The following is a 19,233-nucleotide window of genomic DNA, read 5'->3' on the forward strand; positions in this document are numbered from 1 at the left end:
AACCTTTGATTAAAATGATATTTTCTCCTTCGTTGTGTGGATTCTTTTTTTCTTTATTAACCCATATGTCCTGTATGTGTTGTATGGCCTGTATGTCCAGTAGTACCTGTGTGATGGTGATGATGGTGATGGTGTGTGTGATGGTGAGTATGGTGATGTGTCTGGTGTTGTGCATGTGGATGATGGGTAGTTACATGGTGTTGCCTATAATCTTGTAGTTCATCTTGATTCACTGGATAAGGGTTTTGGTATTGGGGTTGAAAATACGGGAATCCATAGTTTGGATTATAAAAATTCATTTTTTGCCCTCCTCATAATATTCCTTTAACTTACATAAATAAATTATGGTTTGTCGGGTTAAATGGTTATAGGACATTAACCCAGTTTTCCTTGTTTTTCTTGCCCAAATGTGTCTGCGGATAAATTGAGTATTCAACGTGGGCAAACGTCAACATAGTCACTCCCCAATAGACAAGGCGTCCAATTAAGACAAATTTAAGTTGTACTGTATTTCCAATAACCAAGTAATTTTGTGAAGGAATACACTTAAAGTAATTGGAGGTTAGTTGAATTGTGATACGCAGAATAGCATCCTAAATAATGACAGCTTTTTAATGTTAGGTTTATTAATTAAGCCTGATTGGAGCGATAATAATGGGAAATACTGATAAGTTTGAAATAACACTCCTGAAAGAATCCAAATTGAACAGGTATCATCAGATGCCATCCGCAATTATTTAGTTGACGCTAAAAGTAAGAATGCTATTGATTTTGGGTGTGGAACTGGTCTTGTCGGAATGAACTTATTAAACGAGTTTAATTCTATGCTTTTTTTGGATACGTTACAAAACATGATTAATCAAATAAAGCAAAAAATAACTAATTTTAATATTCAGAATGTAGATACATTATGCTTTGATATTGAAAAAAAGTCTATCGGATTTACATTGCCGACTATATTTTCATGGCACAGGTTCTACTCCATCTTCATGATGTTGAATTAGTTTTATCAAGATTATTTGATGTTCTTGATGAAGGAGGTCATTTACTGATCGTAGATTTTAATAAAAACAAAAAATAGTTTCAGATATTGTTCATAACGGATTTAATCCAGAAGAGCTAACAGACATTATGACTAAAATAGGGTATAGGGATATTCAATTCAAAACTGTTTATACAGGAAGTAAAATATTCATGGGACAAGATGCGTCTATATTTATTCTTGATTCTAAAAAAGGGACATCGGTAAAGAAGAGACTTAAGACATGCAGTTACAAACAACACTGAGACCGTACCGCAAGTAAAGGAGTTTGTTGTTGAAATCACGGTAAGCGTAAAATAATCCCCATCTGGTTTAACAGGAGGGGATTATTTTACGCTTATATGATAAGATATTAAATAATGCAAATGGAAACAGCTATTTTACCTGTTCTTACGTAAGCTCCAATCAAACAACGCATAACGATCCCTAAATAAAAAGTGCCCCCACTCTTTGTATTAAAGCGCAGAGGCACCGTCAACATTGACTTTCGTACGCCCTCGTCAGGACTCGAACCCGAATTTCAAGAACCGGAATCTTGCGTGCTATCCGTTGCACCACGAGGGCAAATATATCAGCGACTTTTATAGTATATGCTATTTTGAATCATTTTGCAAGAGGAAATTTAGTTTTAAAAAATGGATGAAATGGAAATGATGTATGTGGGAAGATTGTCGAACAATTTAAAGCCAAAACGTTTGACCTTTATTGACCATCAGTGTATGATAACATTACATACGTTATTACCCTTTCCAAAGGAGGAAGAAAAATGAATTTGATTCCTACAGTTATTGAACAAACAAATCGTGGTGAAAGAGCCTATGATATTTATTCTCGTCTTTTAAAAGACCGGATTATCATGCTTGGAAGCGCTATTGATGACAATGTCTCCAACAGCATTGTTGCACAGTTATTATTCCTGGAAGCCGAAAACCCTGAAAAAGATATCACTCTATATATTAACAGCCCAGGCGGAAGCATTACAGCGGGTATGGCTATTTTTGATACGATGCAATATATTAAGCCAGATGTTTCTACCGTTTGTATCGGAATGGCAGCATCCATGGGCGCCTTCCTGCTGGCAGCCGGGGAAAAAGGCAAGCGTTATGCACTGCCGAATGCCGAAGTGATGATTCACCAGCCGCTCGGTGGAGCACAAGGACAGGCAACAGAAATCGAAATTGCTGCAAAACGCATTCTGTTCCTTAGAGAAAAACTAAACGGCATTTTAGCCGAACGTACTGGTCAGCCAATTGAAGTTATTCAAAGAGATACAGACCGCGATAACTTCATGACAGCTGAAAGGGCAAAAGAATACGGATTGATTGACCATATTATCACCCGTAATACCTTAACAGACAAAACAAAAAAATAATGAAGCGTACAGCTGGTCTTTGGACCGGCTGTTTTTTAATTCATTCTCACATTTTTGCCAACATGAAAAATCACTTTAGAATATGTCCTTCATTAAACGGATGAAGGATATTTTTTCTCCCGGCAAAACCGTGTCTTGTCCTTCATACCATTGATGAAGGACATTTTTCTCACGGCATGACCATGGTATGTCCTTCATTCCACTGATGAAGGTCATTTTTCTCCCGACACAACCATGTTTTGTCTTTCATCCCACTGATGAAGGTCATTTTTCTCCCGACACAACCATGATATGTCCTTCATTCCACTGATGAAGGTCATTTTTCTCACGGCATGACCATGGTATGTCCTTCATTTCACTGATGAAGGACACTTTTCTCACGGAATGATCATGGCATGTCCTTCATTTCATTGATGAAGGACACTTTCCTTGCGGCACGATCATGGTATGTCCTTCATTCCACTGATGAAGGACACTTTTCTCACGACACAACCATGTTTTGTCCTTCATTCCACTGATGAAGGACACTTTTCTCACGACACAACCATGGTTTGTCCTTCATTCCACTGATGAAGGTCATTTTTCTCCCGACACAACCATGTTTTGTCCTTCATTCCCCTGATGAAGGACATTTTTCTCCTCACACAACCATGGTATGTCTTCATACCCCTGATGAAGGACAATTTTCTCACGGCACGATCATGGTATGTCCTTCATCCCTTTGATGAAAGACATTTTTCTCGTGGCATGATCATAGTATGTCCTTCATTCCTCTGTTGAAGGGCATTTTTCTCACGGCATGACCATGGTATGTCCTTCATTTCACTGATGAAGGGCATTTTTCTCACGGCATTATCATGAAATTACCTTCATTTCACTGATGAAGGACACTTTCCTCGCGGCACAATTATGGTATGTCCTTCATTCCTTTGATGAAGGACACTTTCCTCGCGGCACAACCATGGTAGGTCCTTCATCCCTTTGATGAAAGACATTTATCTCCCGGCATGATCATGGTATGTCCTTCATTCCTCTGATGAAGGACAATTTTCTCACGGCACAACCATGGTAGGTCCTTCATCCCTTTGATGAAAGACATTTTCCTCGCGGCACAATCATGGTTTGTCCTTCATTCCCTTTTGATGAAAGACACTTTCCTCGCGGCACAACCATGGTATGTCCTTCATTCCTCTGATGAAGGGCATTTTTCTCGCAGTATGACCGAATTGTGTCCTTAACATACAAAAAAGGGCCTGGCCTTCCCCGCCAAAACCCTTTTGCTTAATGTTCTTTTTCAACAAACTCAGTAAGTGTTTGAACGGCGCTTTCCTCGTCTGCACCATCAGCAATCAGATTGACGACAACTCCCGATCCGACTGCAAGGCTCATTAGGCCCATGATGCTTTTGGCATTTACTTTCCTGCCGTCCTTCTCCAGGAAGATATCAGACGAAAAACGGTTTGCCTCTTGTACAAATAAGGCGGCGGGGCGTGCCTGCAAACCCGTTTTTAATTTTACCTCTACCTGTTTCACTAACATATAAATTCCCCCTCTATTAAAAATATTTTATTTCATTTGCGGCATGTGACCAGCTCGAAGTTTGTCAGCGATCTCATCAATTTTTCGCAGACGATGATTAATCCCCGATTTGCTGATGGCACCGCCGGAAACCATCTCTCCCAGCTCTTTAAGCGTCACATCCGGATAATTCAATCGGAGTTCTGCAATTTCGCGAAGTTTTTCTGGTAAAACCTGCAAGCCTACAGTTTGTTCAATATAACGGATGTTTTCTACCTGCCGAATGGAAGCCCCAATCGTTTTATTTAAATTGGCGGTTTCACAGTTCACCAGACGGTTAACGGAATTACGCATATCGCGGACAATTCGGACGTCTTCAAAGCGGAGCAACGCATTATTGGCACCAACAATAATAAGAAACTCCGTTATTTTTTCCGCTTCTTTTAAATAGGTAATGTAGCCTTTTTTGCGTTCCAGCGTCTTGCAGTTAAGACCGAATGTATTCATTAATTCACATAAAGAATCATTATGTTCTTTATATAGTGAAAAAATTTCCAAATGGTAAGAGGAAGTTTCCGGATTATTCACCGAGCCGCCGGCCAAAAACGCACCGCGCAAATAAGAACGCTTACAACATTTCTTTTTGACCAATTCCGATGATATATCGTGGATAAAGGTAAATCCTTCCCCAAGAATCTTCAAGTCTTCGAGAATTTCCTTGGCTTTTTGCGAGAGCCTGACAATATATACATTGTTCTTCTTCAAGCGCATTTTTTTACGGACTAATAGTTCAACCTGTACGTCATAGCTCATTTTGATTAATGTATAAATTCTTCTAGCAATCGCTGCATTTTCAGTTTGTATATCGACAACTAATCCACGATTGGAAAAGGAAAGGGAACCATTCATGCGGATTAAGGCAGACAGTTCCGCACGAACACAGCAGGCTTTCACTTCCAGGTTCGTTAATTCTTTTTTCGTTTCCGAAGCGAAAGACATTCCCTCACCCCCAGGATACAACTATTTTTTAACGGATTTTATTATTATTTTAATAGAATATTTAAAATGTTTACAACTTTTATGCTTCAAATCTTTTTTTCGTTTCGGCGACCAATAAATTGTATAAGATTTGTGCCACTTTTTTCGGGTCATGCCTTAAAGCGCCTTTTTCGAGATAGGCGATATCGGCATGCACGACTTCAAGGCCGAGTTCTGAAAGCTGCGGCATATCGTATTGTACCGGCTGGGCCAATTCTTCTTTATATCGTAGCTGGACATCGTGCGGAATTTCTTTATTATTCACCAAAATCGTATTAATACACGCTAAGCCCATATGATCATAAATAGCCTTTACATGATCACTAGCCGTAAACCCGTGCGTTTCCCCAGCCTGCGTCATTAAATTGCAGATATATACCTTTTTTGCCTGTGAACGGCATACCTCGTCCCCTAAACGCGGTACAAGAAGATTCGGCAAAATGCTCGTATATAAACTGCCCGGACCAATAATGATTAAGTCAGCCTGACGGATGGCCTGAATCGTTTCCGGCAATGGACGGATATTCTTTGGTAATAAAAATACTTTTTTAATCCTTTTTCCTGAAAAAGGTATTTTGGATTCTCCGGAAAGAATCGTTCCGTCTTCCATTTCGGCATTTAATATGACGCTTTGATTCGCGGCAGGCAGAACTTTCCCCCGAACGTTCAACACCTTGCTCATTTCTTGAATCGCATGAACAAAATTTCCCGTAATGGAGGTCATCGCCGCCAAGATTAAATTTCCCAAAGAATGACCGGAAAGTTCGTTAGACGTCTTAAAACGATGTTGAAACATTTCCTCAACAAGCGGTTCTACATCAGATAACGCCGCCAGGACATTGCGAATATCGCCAGGAGGCGGAATGTGCAAGTCCTCACGCAGTCTGCCAGAACTTCCGCCGTCATCGGCAACGGTCACAATTGCAGTAATGTCAACAGGATACTGTTTTAATCCTCTGAGTAAAACAGGCATCCCCGTTCCCCCGCCGATGACGACGATTCTTGGCTGTCCTATGTCTTTCATTTTGTTTGATCCTTTCTCCTCTCAATGTCACGGTGAGATACGACTGTTTGATAATCTTTTTCAAAAAAATGTCCGATATATTCTGCCAATGCAACGGAACGATGCTGTCCGCCGGTACAGCCAATTGCAATTACCAACTGTGCCTTTCCTTCTCTTTTATAATGCGGAAGCATGAAGGCAAGAAGGTCAGTAACTTTCTCCAAAAATCGCTGTGTATCATTCCATTTCATGACATAGTTTGAAACTTCTTCATCCAGTCCTGTTTTCGGCCGCATATGTTCGATATAATGAGGATTCGGTAAAAAACGCACATCAAAAACCAGGTCTGCGTCAATCGGAAGCCCATGTTTAAAGCCAAACGACATGACATTGACAGTAAAGATTGATTGTTTATTTGCCGTAAACTCCGTTAAGATTTTCTCACGCAGTTCCCTTGGATTCATCCGAGAAGTATTATAAATCAGCTGTGCCCTGCCCTTTAATTCTTCCAGAAGCTCTCTTTCCAAGGTAATTCCTTCGAGCGGCGAGCCTGATTTCGCCAGCGGATGGGAGCGTCTTGTTTCTTTGTATCTCCGCACTAAGGCTGCATCATCTGCGTCTAAAAATAAAATCTTTGGTGTCACCCATGATGTTTCCGCCAGTTCATCAAGCGCCTTAAAAAGGTAGTCAAAAAATTCTCTTGCCCTTAAGTCCATAACCAAAGCCACTTTATTCATTTTATTCCCGGATTCTTTCATTAGTTCAAGAAATTTCGGAAGTAGTGTAGGAGGCAAATTATCAACACAAAAAAACCCTAAATCTTCGAAGCTTTGGATTGCAACTGTTTTTCCGGCACCAGACATTCCGGTAATAATCACCATTTGCGTTTCACTTGTTGAACCGGTACTCAATTTGATTCCCCCTATTTTACAAGATCGCTATATTCATTATTAACCCGGATCCAGCCGATAATTGATCAGTTCAAAATCCTTTGTATACGTAAACGTTCCGTAAATAATCCCTTTTCCGTGAATCATGTAATCAATAATATGGTGGTCCCCTTCTGCCATTGGCAAACCTTTGATCTGGTCCACCGGATGCCATTCAAGCTTTCCTTCCTCAGATTCCTGAAAGCCTAAACCGTCAGATTCTGTTGCCAAAAAGGTAAACATCATCCATTCGGAGAGCAGCTGGTCGCCTTCCTTCATAATCATTGTAAAAATTCCTTTTAATTGCGGATTTTTTAAATATATTCCCGTTTCTTCACGGTATTCTCTGATGCAGCAATCTCGAACCGACTCGCCCGGCTCCATTTTCCCACCGGGAGCCACCCACCAGCCGCGTCGCGGTTTCTGCAGCAATAGGACTTGATTATCCCTTATTAATACACAATTTGTAACCCGCTGCATGATCTCACCCTTTTTAGCTTGTTCATTCTTTTCATTATACTATTTTTAAGAACCTGTCACAATGAAACTAGGGGCTGATTTCTGTTAAATTTTTGTGTCCTCATATCATCAATTTTGTGTGATATCTTTCAAAAATATGTTGATATCGACTTCAAGCAAAAAAATGCACAGGCTGCCTACAACCTGCGCGGGAAAAGGTATATATTTTAAAAGGGGGTCAATTTCTATTATCATACCCTATCTTTATTTCACTACTGTTACAGTAGAGTTAAAACAGAGTTACTTTTTATGGAAATGCTTTCTCACCCTGCTTACTTCTTTAATTTCATTTTTTCTTTCAGTTCTTCTACATAGGCTTGCGCACTTTGGGCAGCAATACTGCCGTCGCCAGTTGCCGTGACGATTTGGCGCAGCATTTTCTCACGGATATCTCCGGCTGCAAAAATGCCCGGCACCTTCGTTTCCATTTTCTCATTTGTTTCAATATAGCCATTTTCGTTTGTAATTCCTAAGTTTTCAAACGGTTTTGACAGCGGCACCATCCCGATATAAATAAAGACCCCATCAGCAGGTAATGTCTGCTCTTTACCATTTTCCGTTGAGACAAGGGTGATGCTGCCCACTTTGCCATCCTTTTCATTGATGGATTTAACAGTATGATTCCAGATGAAGTCTACCTTTTCATTGGCAAACGCCCGATCCTGCAGGATTTTTTGTGCCCGCAATTTGTCGCGGCGATGGACGATGGTTACTTTTGAGGCAAAACGTGTCAAATAGACACCCTCTTCAACGGCTGAATCTCCTCCGCCGATGACATACAGCTCTTTCCCTTTGAAAAAGGCCCCGTCACATACGGCACAATAAGAAACACCACGGCCTCCGAGTTCTTTCTCCCCTGGTACACCGATTTTTTTATATTCTGCACCAGTGGTAATGATCACAGCATATGCTTTATATTGCTTTGAACCCGCGACAACGATTTTGTAGTCTCCTTCGTCAATGATTTCCTTAATATCACCATACGCATACTCAGCGCCGAATTTTTTCGCATGTTCAAACATTTTCGTGGATAATTCCGGTCCTAGGATACTTTCATATCCCGGGTAGTTCTCCACTTCCTCGGTATTGGCCATTTGCCCTCCTGGCATCCCCCGCTCGATCATAAGGGTAGAAAGGTTGGCACGTGATGTATAGACAGCGGCAGTCATCCCCGCAGGGCCGGCGCCGGCAATAATAACGTCATAAATTTTTTCTTCAGACATCATAGTCACTCCCTTTTAGATAAATCCCAGAAATAAAAAAATACGATTAAGTTTAGCTTTCCCCACTTAATCGTATTAAACAATCAAAATATAGTCCAAACAAATGCTCATTTAATCTAGCAGTTCACTGACCATTTTCACATATTTGCTGATAGTGGCAGCAGATAATCCGTAACGGCCGGCTATTTCCTGCTGCGATACTTTTTCGCTTCGCAGTTTATGCCACACATATTCCACCGCCCCGGCCCAGGCACGTTTATTTTTTAAGCTGACTCCCTGGTTCATCAATTCCACAAATACAGAAAACCACATCAAATACAAACCGGCTTCTACAGTGCCAATCGGCTGATAGTTTTCGTAAAAAAGCTCAGCTATTTCCTGGGCATCGGCTGTCCGCGATGGTTTCCCCGATCGGATCAGCGAGATATATTCCTTTTCCAGGGTGGTTAATTTCTGATTCTGAAAAAGACGTTTGGAAGTAAGAATTTCCTCTTTTTTGCTGGAAACAGAGGTCAAGAACAGAGCAAATAACCGTTCTTCTACATAATCACTTTCAAGCTTTTGAAAAATCGATCCTGCCTGGCTTTCAAATCCATGAAACGTATTCTCGTCATTCCATGGTTCAAAGCCTTCTTTCTCCGGATTTAATTCTAATACCTTTTTCCAGATGTTTTTGGAGAAAGATACATTGCCGGTGAAATAAGCAGAGTACGAAAGCCAATAATAAAACAGACCATCGTGATAAAAATCGCTTTTATACAATTTTTTCAGCCAAAAATAAGAAAGCTCATACTCGCCGGCCAAAGCAAAGGAAATTCCCAGCTTAAATTGATGTTCGCTTAATAGCGGCTTGATTTTCTTCAATTGTTCTAGGATTTCTGCAGCATATGTCAAATGCCCCTGATAGCGGGCAAAAATCATCTTATTGCACATGGCATGTAGATTGCCCGGATTTTGTTCCAATACACGGTCTAAAATGGCTTCTGCCTTTTCTACTTGCCCCAAATAAAAATAGGCAAGTGCCAAATTATTATGAGCTGACCAATATTCGGGGTATTCCCCGACTACTTCCGAAAGCAACTCGATTGCCTTTGGAATGTAACCTGAATCAAGCAGTTCCCGAGCCTGTTCATGTTTCATGATCAGGTCTTCCTGCTGATACAGCTCCTCTCCTGATTCATCGGATTCAAATGAGAGAAGCTCAAGCAAATCCTCCGCGTCCTCTGCAAAGTCGCCGTTTTCATCCAGCTCTAGGTACAGCTTGGCATGATGATAAGCATCTTTAAAAAAACCCAAATGGGCGTAATTATTTGCTAAAAAGTAATGGCATTCCACTAATTCAGGATCCAAATCTTCAAGGATGTGATGCAGAATTCGGTTTGAATTTTCAAATTCGCCAAGTTCTGCCAGAACGATCGCCAACTGGCAGGCAATCATCGGTTCTCCTGGCTCCAGCTGAAGCGCTCGGTTCAAATATTTTTTTGCTTTTAAAAGATCGTGACGATGATAGGCCTTTATTCCTTTTTTGAAATAATATTCCCCGGTTGGAATAAAGGAGACAATTTTCCCCTTTTGTATTCTTTTTGCGTTTTTAATCATGAATTCCTCCATCATCCTTTCATAACTTATGTAGTATAACACAGTTTGGAGTTGTACTGAAAGGGTAAGAATTTGTTAGAAAACTCGCTGATAGGCGGTTCATGAGGCGTAGATGCACTTTTGCCGATAGGAATGGTTTCCTATCGGCAAAGAAAGGAATATGTAGGCCAGGAAATCAGCAGATAATGATTTCCTATGGGGGTGAAATTAGGATTTCTGTTTATGTCTTTTCTCCAGGGTTTTTAATATCTCTTTAAAGGATAGTCCTTGTTCTACGAGCAATACCTGCAAATGATAAAGCAAATCCGCTGCTTCCCACTTTAATTCCTCCGGCTCACGATTTTTGGCCGCAATAATAACCTCGGCTGCTTCCTCGCCGACTTTTTTCAAAATTTTGTCTACCCCTTTTTCAAACAAATAAGTGGTATAAGCCCCTTCCGGACGTTCCCGCTCGCGCTCCAGAATGACTTTCTCAAGTGTTTGTAAAATTTGATAGTCTGAAAGTTGGGAGGTATGCTCTTGTTTTCCGTCGACAAAACAACTGACAGCTCCTGTGTGGCAAGCCGGGCCATTAGGCTGCACCTTCACAAGAAGCGCATCTTTGTCACAATCATATTGGATGCTGACGACATTCTGCGTGTTTCCGCTTGTGGCCCCTTTATGCCAAAGCTCTTTTCGCGAGCGGCTGTAAAACCATGTTTCGCCGGTCTCTAATGTTTTACTAAGTGACTCCTTATTCATATAAGCCAATGTTAAAACTTCCAATGTATCGGCATCTTGGATGATGGCAGGCACGAGTCCCTTGTCATCAAAGCGAATCTCTTCGGTATTCATCTGACTGTCACTCCTTTTCCGCGTAAATAATTTTTCACTTCAAAGACCGAGGTTTCCCGATAATGAAAAATCGAAGCAGCCAGCGCGGCATCTGCTTTTCCTTCTGAAAAAGCTTCAGCAAAGTGTTCCGCGCATCCAGCACCGCCCGAAGCAATGACCGGAATGGAAACCGTCTCGCTGACAGCCTTCGTCAGGGCAAGATCAAAACCGTCCTTCTCCCCATCGCAGTCCATGCTGGTGAGTAAAATTTCCCCAGCACCTAGCTCTGCTGCCTCCCGCGCCCAATCAAGCACTTTTTTATCCGTCGGTTTCCGGCCGCCGTGCGTATAAACTCGCCATGTCCCCAGCTCTTCATCAAATTTTGCATCGATAGCCACCACAATGCATTGCGACCCGAAATAGCCTGCACCTTCTCTGATTAGTTCGGGATGATTGACTGCCGCCGTATTCAGTGACACTTTATCAGCACCAGCACGAAGGATTTTTTTCATATCTTCAAGTGAATTGATGCCGCCGCCAACCGTAAACGGAATAGCCAGTTCTGAGGCAACAGCTTTGACAACGTCTACCATTGTTTTTCTACCTTCCACTGAAGCTGAAATATCAAGAAAGACAAGCTCATCCGCCCCTTGTTCATCATACACTCGGGCCAATTCCACCGGGTCGCCAGCATCGCGCAATTCAACAAATTGAATTCCTTTTACCACCCGGCCATCCTTTACATCAAGACAGGGAATGATCCGTTTTGTTAATGTCATGTTGCTTTTCCTCCCGCCAGCAAAGCTTCCTTCAAGGTAAACCGCTGTTCGTAAAGCGCCTTGCCAACAATCGCTCCGCTAATTCCTTTGGCTGCGGCCAGCGCCTCTAAATCTTGAATGCTGCTGACCCCTCCTGAAGCAATTATGTTTTTGCCCGTTACTTCCGCCAATTCACAAACAGCGGTCATATTAGGCCCACTAAGCGTACCGTCGGTGGCAATATCGGTAAAAATAAAGTTTTGAGCTCCGGCTTCAGCGAAGCGTTTGGCAAGTTCAATAGCCTTTATTTCCGAAGTGTCTAGCCAACCATGTGTAGCAACATAGCCATTTTTTGCGTCGATTCCGATTGCAATTTGCTTGCCGTATTTTTGAATCATTTCGATCGCAAATTCGGGATTGGAAACCGCGATACTGCCGATAATGACGCGATCCACTCCATTTTCAAGATAATGAAGAATATCGTGTTCTGTGCGGATCCCGCCGCCGATTTGAATGTTTGTGCCAGTCAGCTTGGCAGCGGCCTCGATAACAAAGCGGTCATTAACCCTCTTTCCATCCTTGGCGCCGTCCAGGTCAACCATATGAATCCATTCAGCACCGTCAGCCGCAAAGGTTTGTGCCATATCAAAAGGGGAATCCCCGTAGATCGTTTCTTTGTCGTAATCTCCCTGGAGAAGGCGGACACATTTTCCGCCGCGCATGTCAATTGCCGGATAAATGGTGAAACTCATCGAACTGTCTTCCTTTCAGCCGCTAATTTTAAAAAATTATCAAGAAGCGCCATTCCCAGTCTGCTGCTTTTTTCCGGATGGAATTGCATGCCGAAAATATTCCCCCGGCCCACAACAGCTGCCACCTGCTCATGGTAATCAGCTTTTGCAAGGAGGACGTCGGAGTGATTTGCATCAACAAAATAAGAATGGACGAAATACACATAATCTTCTTCAAGATTTTGTAATAAAGGGGATTCTTTCACAAACTTCAGACGATTCCAGCCCATATGAGGCACTTTGTAGGGCACACCTTCATTCGTTTGTCCTGAAAAGCGGTGTACCTTTCCCGGCAAAAGCCCCAGCCCTTTTGTAAGTCCGTTCTCTTCACTGCTTTCAAACAGCAGCTGCATCCCAAGACAGATCCCAAGAAGCGGCTTTCCCGTGGCGGCAAATGCTTTAATGGTCTTTTCCGGCAGCAACTCCATCGCATCGCGGAATGAACCAACCCCGGGAAGAATCAGCGCATCTGCATGGAGGAGGCGGTCCTCATCAGCAGATATATCATAATCGGCACCCAAACGCTCCAAAGCCTTGCTGACGCTGAACAGATTCCCCATCCCATAATCTACAATTCCAATCATGGTGCCTGACACCTCCTGCCTATAACATCCCTTTTGTTGAAGGCACACCTTTGATTCTTGGATCAATGGTAGTCGCTTCGTCAAGGGCCCGTCCCAATGCTTTAAAGACGGCTTCGATCATGTGATGTGTATTTTTTCCGTAATGAACGATTACATGAAGGTTCATTCTAGCTTCCAAAGCCAGTTTCCAAAGAAATTCATGAACAAGTTCAGTATCAAACGTTCCTACCTTCTGCTGCGGGAACTCCGCTCTCATTTCAAGATGCGGGCGGTTGCTGAGATCAACGACTACTTGGGCCAACGCTTCATCCATTGGGACAAAGGCATTCCCATAGCGCTTAATCCCCCGTTTATCTCCTAATGCTTCGCGCAGCGCCTGTCCCAAGCAGATGCCGATATCTTCTGTTGTATGGTGATCATCGACTTCAATATCCCCTTGCGCATCGACTTTCAAATTAAAATGCCCGTGTTTTGTAAACAAATCCAGCATATGACCGAGAAACGGCACACCCGTTTCCAAATTGGTTCGGCCTTCCCCGTCAATCTCAAATGATAGCCGGATATTTGTTTCATTTGTTTTCCGTTCGATGGTTGCTGCCCTTTCCATGTGGGTACCTCCTTAACAGATGGATACTAGATTTTTCAGATTCGCAAATAAAATTGTTGAATGTGCAAATAAAACTGGGATTTGCGCAAATAAAGTATTAAAATCCGCAAATATAACTCTAATTTCCGCAAATAAACTACTGTTTACTGCCGTTTAGCCGCGTTTCCACAGCACGGGCATGCGCTTCAAGTCCTTCTATTCTTGCAAAGGCGGCAATTTTTGCACCATGTTCCTGTAAAGCTGTTTCGCTATAGATAATCACGCTCGATTTTTTTTGAAAGTCATCCACATTTAGCGGGCTAGAAAAGCGGGCGGTGCCGTTAGTCGGCAGTACATGGTTTGGGCCGGCGAAATAATCACCCACAGGCTCTGAGCTGTAGCGGCCGAGGAAAATCGCGCCTGCGTGGCGAATTTTTCCGAGCAGTGCCATTGAATTTTCGGTCATGACCTCTAAATGTTCAGGGGCCAGCTGATTCACCGTTTCAACGGCTTCTTCCATATCTGCTGCAACATAGATCGCTCCGTAATCGGCAATCGAACGGGAGGCAATGTCCCGCCGCGGCAATACTCTTAACTGGTTTTCTACTTCGAGCGCCACCTCTTCAGCAAGCCTTATAGAAGGGGTAACTAAAATACTGCAGGCTCTCGGGTCATGTTCGGCCTGTGATAAGAGGTCAGCTGCCACTTCATTAGCCTTTGCCGTTTCATCTGCTAAAATGGCAATCTCACTTGGTCCGGCGATCATATCAATATCAACATCGCCAAATACTTCACGTTTAGCCAATGCCACAAAAATATTCCCCGGACCAGTAATTTTATCGACTGAGGCGATTGATTCCGTTCCATAGGCCAGCGCGGCAATCGCCTGGGCTCCGCCAACCTTATACATTTCTTTCACACCCGCCTCTTTCGCTGCGACCAGCACAGCAGCCGGCAGTTTCCCCTGTTCATCAGGCGGGGAAACCATCACAATTCGTTTGACTCCGGCAACACGCGCCGGAATAACGTTCATTAATACAGATGATGGGTAGGCCGCCGTTCCACCGGGCACATACACACCAACCGAATCAAGAGGGGTTATTTTCTGTCCAAGGATGGTGCCGTTCTCTTCTGTCGTCATCCACGACGGACGGAGCTGCTTTGCATGGTAGGTGCGGATATTTTCGGCTGCTTCACGAACAATCGCAATGAATTGCTCGTCTACCTGACCGTAAGCTTCTTCTATTTCTTGTTCATTCACTAAAAAAGAATCCAGCTGAACCTGATCGAATTTTTCCGTATAAGCTTTTAACGCCTCGTCACCGCGAGCGCGGACATCAGCGATAATCTTTTTTACAACCGCCTGTTGCTCAGAGGTCCCTGTTTCAATTGAACGTTTTAACGAAATCTGTTGATCTACTCTGACAATCTTCATCATTTAATACCTCCACGCAAAACATCATTGAGGCGATTCACCAATTGATCAATCATGGCATCTTTGAGCCGGTAGCTGGCAGGATTAACGATCAGCCTTGATGTAACGTTGGCAATTCTCTTATACTCAACCAGTCCGTTTTCTTTTAACGTCCGGCCGGTTGAAACAATATCAACAATCCGGTCTGACAGACCAATAATGGGAGCAAGTTCGATGGAGCCGTTTAATTTAATAATCTCTACCTGTTCACCCTGCTCGCGGAAATAGGCCTCCGCTATATTCGGATATTTCGTGGCCACCCTTGGGGCAACTTCATTCATTTTTGTATTTGGAAGACCGGCGACGGCCAAATAGCAATAGCTGATTTTTAGATCCAGAAGTTCATAAACATCCCGTTCTTCCTCCAACAGTACGTCTTTCCCCGCTATACCGACATCAGCAACCCCATGCTCCACATAGGTAGCCACATCCATCGGCTTTGCCAAAATAAACCGGATGCCTTCCTCTGGAACATCAATAATTAATTTTCGAGAATCCTCAAACTCGGGAGGCAGCTGGTAACCCGCTTTCCGCAGCAATTCAACAGCCTCTTCGAAAATCCGACCCTTCGGCATTGCAATTGTCAGCATATTATTCATCACCGTGCCCCCCAATTAAAAAGGTCGTCCCGGCAAATCTCTTCGTAAATGCATCAAGATTTTTCACTCCGGATATTTCTTGAAGCACGGCCTTTTTTCCCTGCTTATGCATTTTCTGTCCTAACTGAAACGCTTCTTTCCGCCGCTCCTGACTGAAAAAAATGCAGTGGGTGTCATTTTCAAGCGAAAGATCTCCCAGTGCCTCAAGCAGCATATCTACCCGAATGGCAAACCCTGTAGCACTTGCCTTTTTTCCAAACTTTTCAATTAAACTATAACGCCCGCCATTTCCAAGCGGAAAACCGACATTTCCGGCATATGCCTCGAATACAATCCCGGAATAATAGCTCATATGGCTGACAATGGAAAAATCAAATTTCACATACTCTTCCACACCATAATCTTGAATGACATTCCAAAGCTCCTCGAGCTCAATAATCGCTTTCTTGCCTTTGCCGTTTTCAATGATTTCAAAAGCGCCCTCAAGCACTTCTTCGCCGCCTCTTAATTGAAGAAGTTTAATCAGTCTTTGCTTGTCGATGGAAGACAGCTGAAGGGAATTTACGTGCTCGCGGTATCCTACGTAATTTTTTTCAACTAAAAATTTTCTCAGCGCTGTTGCCCGTTCGTTTGTTCCAAGGATCTGAAGGAACAACTCCTGGGCAAAGCCAACATGGCCTACTGACACTTGAAAGTTCGTCAGCCCCGCTTTTTTTAAGGAAGAAATCAACAGTGCCACAATTTCTCCATCACACGAAACCGTATCTTCGTTCAGGCATTCCACTCCAATTTGCTCAAATTCTGCCGGCCTGCCGCCTTCCCGCTGCTGGGCACGAAACACATTGGCGGAATAGGCTAATCTGACAGGAAAGTCCTCATCTAGCAGCTTTGAAGCCGCCACCCTGGCAATGGGAGATGTCATATCAGGTCTTAATACAAGGGTATGTCCCTCTTTATCCAGCAATTTAAACAGTTGGGCATCATCAATGGCGGACGCTGCTCCAACTGTTTCATAGTATTCTAATGTTGGGGTTTCCATAAATTGATAGCCCCACAGTTTTAACGTCTCAGCCACTCGTGAACGGACGAGATGCTTTTTTTCATATAATTCCGGCAATGTGTCACGCATCCCTAATGGCTTTTCAAACATAAATAACCGGCTCATACTACTACCCCTTTACCACCAAATACTTTAGTTTGCTAATATATTAGAGAATTAAAGTAATTGTTTGTATTGTACCCCTTCCAACACTTTTCGTCAATGAAAAAGTACTTTGAATAATTTTTTAAATTACCCAATCTCATACTATAAAAAGCCTGGCTATCGTAACCAGACTTCATTTGCTATCTTTTTTTCCATAGATCGGGTCATCGGCCCAGCGCTCCGCAAGCTGTTCTTTCGTATAAATAACGCGCATCGGGTTGCCGCCGACAAACGCCCCGGCAGGCACATCTTTATGGACCAATGTTCCGGCTGATATAATCGCTCCATCGCCGATGGTAACACCGGGAAGGATCGTGGAATTGGCACCAATCATCACTTCATTGCCGATTTCAACCGGGCCGAGCCGATATTCTTTAATTAAATATTCGTGAGCGAGAATCGTTGTGTTGTAGCCAATTACTGTGTTACGGCCGACACTGATTTTTTCCGGAAACATGACATCTAGCATCACCATTAATGCGAAGGATGTCTCAGGGCCCACTTTCACGCCCAAAAAGGTGCGGTACAGCCAATTTTTCACACCCAAAAATGGCGTATAACGCGCCAGTTGAATGACGATAAAATTTTTCACAACCTTCCAAAACGGCACTGTTTTGTAGACATGCCATAAGGAGTTCGCCCCTTCGACAGGGTAACGGGTAGTCTTCCTCATCGATCTCACTCTCCGAGAATTGTCAGCAAATCGGTCATATGCTCCAAAATGTAATCCGGTTCATATTTGGCAATATAATCCCTTCCTTTGATCGACCAGGCAACTCCGGCTGTTTTCGTTCCGGCATTTTTTCCTGCCAATATATCATGGTAATTATCACCAACCATTAGCGCTTGATCTGAAGTTGAGTCCAGCTGCTCCAACGCTTTAAAAATCGGCTCAGGATCAGGTTTCACATTTGTTACATGCTCCATGGCGACCACTACTTTAAAAAACGGATCTAACCCCAATAAGCGGAGGCCCTTCATTGCAGTGTCTCCCCTTTTGGTTGTTACCACACCAAGCTTATAGCCTGATTCACTTAATTTCTTAATCGTCTCTAGAACACCGGGAAATTCTTTTACTAAAGCGTCATGGTTAGCAAGGTTAAATGTACGATATTCCAGTACCAATTCCTCAACCCTATCCGGGTCAACCGTACTGAATGCTTCATGAAGCGTTGGTCCCATAAACGGCAGAACATCCTCACGACTGTATTTACCAGGGTAATATTTATCAAGTGTATGCAAATAAGTAGTAATAATGAGTTCATTCGTATCAATTAAGGTTCCGTCTAAATCAAATAAGATCGTGTTTATATTGTGTGTCATGGTTGCTTCCTTTCTAAACAATAGCTCTTACTCATCCTGAGCTAAATAACGAACATTTGCAAGATTCTTTTTCCGCCGATAAAGGATCAAGGCAAGTGCGGCTACGATCAGGACGATGGAAATGACCTGTGCCATGCGGAGATTGGAAGTCAGCATCAAGCTGTCCGTTCTCAATCCTTCTACAAAGAAACGGCCGGTAGAATACCAAATAACATAGGATAAAAACATCTCACCGCGGGGCAAATTCACCCGACGCAGCAAGATTAACAGAAGAAAGCCGAGAAAATCCCAAGCCGATTCATATAAAAAAGTAGGCTGGTAATAGGTCCCTCGAATATACATTTGGTTGACTATAAAATCCGGTAAATGCAGGCTTTCCAAAAATGCCCGGGTTGTCGGGCCGCCATGTGCCTCCTGATTCATGAAATTCCCCCAGCGGCCGATCGCCTGCCCGAGAATAATGCTCGGAGCCGCAATGTCGGCGATTTTCCAAAAAGACCACCCGCGTTTCCGAGAAAAAACAATCGCTGTAAGAACGGAGCCAATCAGCGCCCCATGAATGGCAATACCACCATTCCAAATTTTTGGAATGTCTGCCGGGTGATTTCTATAATATTCCCATTCAAAAATAACATAATAAATCCGAGCCGAGATAATGGCAATCGGAATCGCCCAAAGCATTAAATCAGCAAAGATATCCTTCGGCAGACCGCGGCGCTTTCCTTCACGGATCGCAAGAAACAGCGCCAAAGCAAGCCCGCAGCCAATAATAATACCATACCAGTGTACTTGAATCGGTCCAAGTGAAAAGGCAATGGGATTTAACGGATGAATGGTTTGGTTCATGTTCCTCTCCCC

The 19,233-nt window shown here is 43.1% G+C and carries 20 protein-coding genes and 1 tRNA gene; 2 read left to right on the forward strand and 19 right to left on the reverse strand.

Going from position 1 to position 19,233, the window contains the following annotated elements:
• Window positions 1–824 precede the first annotated feature (824 nt).
• Window positions 825–1,004 carry a hypothetical protein gene (locus tag BFU02S_RS17205; protein ID WP_501193338.1) on the forward strand — a complete coding sequence of 60 codons (180 nt, stop codon included), beginning with the start codon at window positions 825–827 and terminating at the stop codon, window positions 1,002–1,004.
• Between the two features lie 530 nt (window positions 1,005–1,534).
• Here the strand turns inward: BFU02S_RS17205 and BFU02S_RS02295 are convergent.
• A tRNA-Arg gene (locus BFU02S_RS02295) sits at window positions 1,535–1,606 on the reverse strand.
• Window positions 1,607–1,808: 202 nt separating this feature from the next.
• On the opposite strand from BFU02S_RS02295, the gene clpP reads away from it, so the two are divergent.
• Window positions 1,809–2,414, forward strand: coding sequence for an ATP-dependent Clp endopeptidase proteolytic subunit ClpP (gene clpP, locus BFU02S_RS02300; protein WP_066366042.1), 606 nt, complete (start codon window positions 1,809–1,811; stop codon window positions 2,412–2,414).
• A 1,281-nt stretch (window positions 2,415–3,695) separates the two neighbouring features.
• Here clpP and BFU02S_RS02310 read toward each other — a convergent pair.
• The 18 genes from BFU02S_RS02310 to lgt all read right to left on the reverse strand — a co-directional run bounded on the left by BFU02S_RS02310 (window position 3,696) and on the right by lgt (window position 19,221).
• Entirely contained in the window at window positions 3,696–3,953 is a 258-nt protein-coding gene (locus BFU02S_RS02310) for an HPr family phosphocarrier protein (RefSeq protein ID WP_066366048.1), read from the reverse strand.
• 27 nt (window positions 3,954–3,980) lie between these two features.
• Window positions 3,981–4,931: a DNA-binding protein WhiA gene (gene whiA / locus BFU02S_RS02315; RefSeq protein WP_066366049.1), complete on the reverse strand. Its 951-nt coding sequence runs from the start codon at window positions 4,929–4,931 to the stop codon at window positions 3,981–3,983.
• Window positions 4,932–5,010: 79 nt separating this feature from the next.
• Window positions 5,011–5,994 (reverse strand): gluconeogenesis morphogenetic factor MgfK, encoded by a 984-nt coding sequence (gene mgfK / locus BFU02S_RS02320; RefSeq protein WP_066366052.1) that lies wholly within the window; start codon window positions 5,992–5,994, stop codon window positions 5,011–5,013.
• Complete coding sequence (gene rapZ, locus BFU02S_RS02325) at window positions 5,991–6,884, reverse strand: RNase adapter RapZ (protein WP_066366055.1); 894 nt, start codon at window positions 6,882–6,884, stop codon at window positions 5,991–5,993. Before rapZ ends, mgfK begins: the two co-directional genes overlap by 4 nt.
• Window positions 6,885–6,923: 39 nt before the next feature.
• Window positions 6,924–7,382 carry an 8-oxo-dGTP diphosphatase gene (locus BFU02S_RS02330; protein WP_066366057.1) on the reverse strand — a complete coding sequence of 153 codons (459 nt, stop codon included), beginning with the start codon at window positions 7,380–7,382 and terminating at the stop codon, window positions 6,924–6,926.
• A gap of 311 nt (window positions 7,383–7,693) precedes the next feature.
• Window positions 7,694–8,644, reverse strand: a complete 951-nt coding sequence (gene trxB / locus BFU02S_RS02335; protein ID WP_066366060.1) for a thioredoxin-disulfide reductase — start codon at window positions 8,642–8,644, stop codon at window positions 7,694–7,696.
• Window positions 8,645–8,755: 111 nt separating this feature from the next.
• Entirely contained in the window at window positions 8,756–10,243 is a 1,488-nt protein-coding gene (locus BFU02S_RS02340; RefSeq protein ID WP_066366062.1) for a tetratricopeptide repeat protein, read from the reverse strand.
• A gap of 207 nt (window positions 10,244–10,450) precedes the next feature.
• Window positions 10,451–11,077: a bifunctional phosphoribosyl-AMP cyclohydrolase/phosphoribosyl-ATP diphosphatase HisIE gene (hisIE, locus tag BFU02S_RS02345; RefSeq protein ID WP_066366066.1), complete on the reverse strand. Its 627-nt coding sequence runs from the start codon at window positions 11,075–11,077 to the stop codon at window positions 10,451–10,453.
• Window positions 11,074–11,835: an imidazole glycerol phosphate synthase subunit HisF gene (hisF, locus tag BFU02S_RS02350; protein ID WP_066366068.1), complete on the reverse strand. Its 762-nt coding sequence runs from the start codon at window positions 11,833–11,835 to the stop codon at window positions 11,074–11,076. Before hisF ends, hisIE begins: the two co-directional genes overlap by 4 nt.
• Entirely contained in the window at window positions 11,832–12,566 is a 735-nt protein-coding gene (gene hisA, locus BFU02S_RS02355; RefSeq protein ID WP_066366071.1) for a 1-(5-phosphoribosyl)-5-[(5-phosphoribosylamino)methylideneamino]imidazole-4-carboxamide isomerase, read from the reverse strand. Before hisA ends, hisF begins: the two co-directional genes overlap by 4 nt.
• Window positions 12,563–13,189, reverse strand: coding sequence for an imidazole glycerol phosphate synthase subunit HisH (gene hisH, locus BFU02S_RS02360; protein ID WP_066366073.1), 627 nt, complete (start codon window positions 13,187–13,189; stop codon window positions 12,563–12,565). The genes hisA and hisH overlap by 4 nt, the downstream gene beginning before the upstream one ends.
• Before the next feature lie 19 nt (window positions 13,190–13,208).
• A complete protein-coding gene (gene hisB / locus BFU02S_RS02365) occupies window positions 13,209–13,796 on the reverse strand; it encodes an imidazoleglycerol-phosphate dehydratase HisB (protein ID WP_066366077.1) in 588 nt (195 codons plus the stop codon).
• 136 nt (window positions 13,797–13,932) lie between these two features.
• Window positions 13,933–15,210: a histidinol dehydrogenase gene (gene hisD, locus BFU02S_RS02370; protein ID WP_066366139.1), complete on the reverse strand. Its 1,278-nt coding sequence runs from the start codon at window positions 15,208–15,210 to the stop codon at window positions 13,933–13,935.
• On the reverse strand, window positions 15,210–15,848 hold the full coding sequence (gene hisG / locus BFU02S_RS02375; protein ID WP_169797567.1) for an ATP phosphoribosyltransferase: 639 nt from the start codon (window positions 15,846–15,848) through the stop codon (window positions 15,210–15,212). Before hisG ends, hisD begins: the two co-directional genes overlap by 1 nt.
• Window positions 15,841–17,013: an ATP phosphoribosyltransferase regulatory subunit gene (locus BFU02S_RS02380; RefSeq protein WP_066366079.1), complete on the reverse strand. Its 1,173-nt coding sequence runs from the start codon at window positions 17,011–17,013 to the stop codon at window positions 15,841–15,843. Before BFU02S_RS02380 ends, hisG begins: the two co-directional genes overlap by 8 nt.
• A 172-nt stretch (window positions 17,014–17,185) precedes the next feature.
• The gene (locus tag BFU02S_RS02385) at window positions 17,186–17,725 is read right to left on the reverse strand and encodes an acyltransferase (RefSeq protein ID WP_066366081.1); all 540 of its coding nucleotides are present in this window, start codon (window positions 17,723–17,725) and stop codon (window positions 17,186–17,188) included.
• A gap of 5 nt (window positions 17,726–17,730) precedes the next feature.
• Complete coding sequence (ppaX, locus tag BFU02S_RS02390) at window positions 17,731–18,375, reverse strand: pyrophosphatase PpaX (protein WP_066366083.1); 645 nt, start codon at window positions 18,373–18,375, stop codon at window positions 17,731–17,733.
• Window positions 18,376–18,402: 27 nt separating this feature from the next.
• Entirely contained in the window at window positions 18,403–19,221 is an 819-nt protein-coding gene (gene lgt, locus BFU02S_RS02395; RefSeq protein ID WP_066366086.1) for a prolipoprotein diacylglyceryl transferase, read from the reverse strand.
• Window positions 19,222–19,233 lie beyond the last annotated feature (12 nt).

It is taken from the genome of Neobacillus fumarioli NBRC 102428, from assembly GCF_001591485.1.
GTDB lineage: Bacteria > Bacillota > Bacilli > Bacillales > Cytobacillaceae > Neobacillus > Neobacillus fumarioli.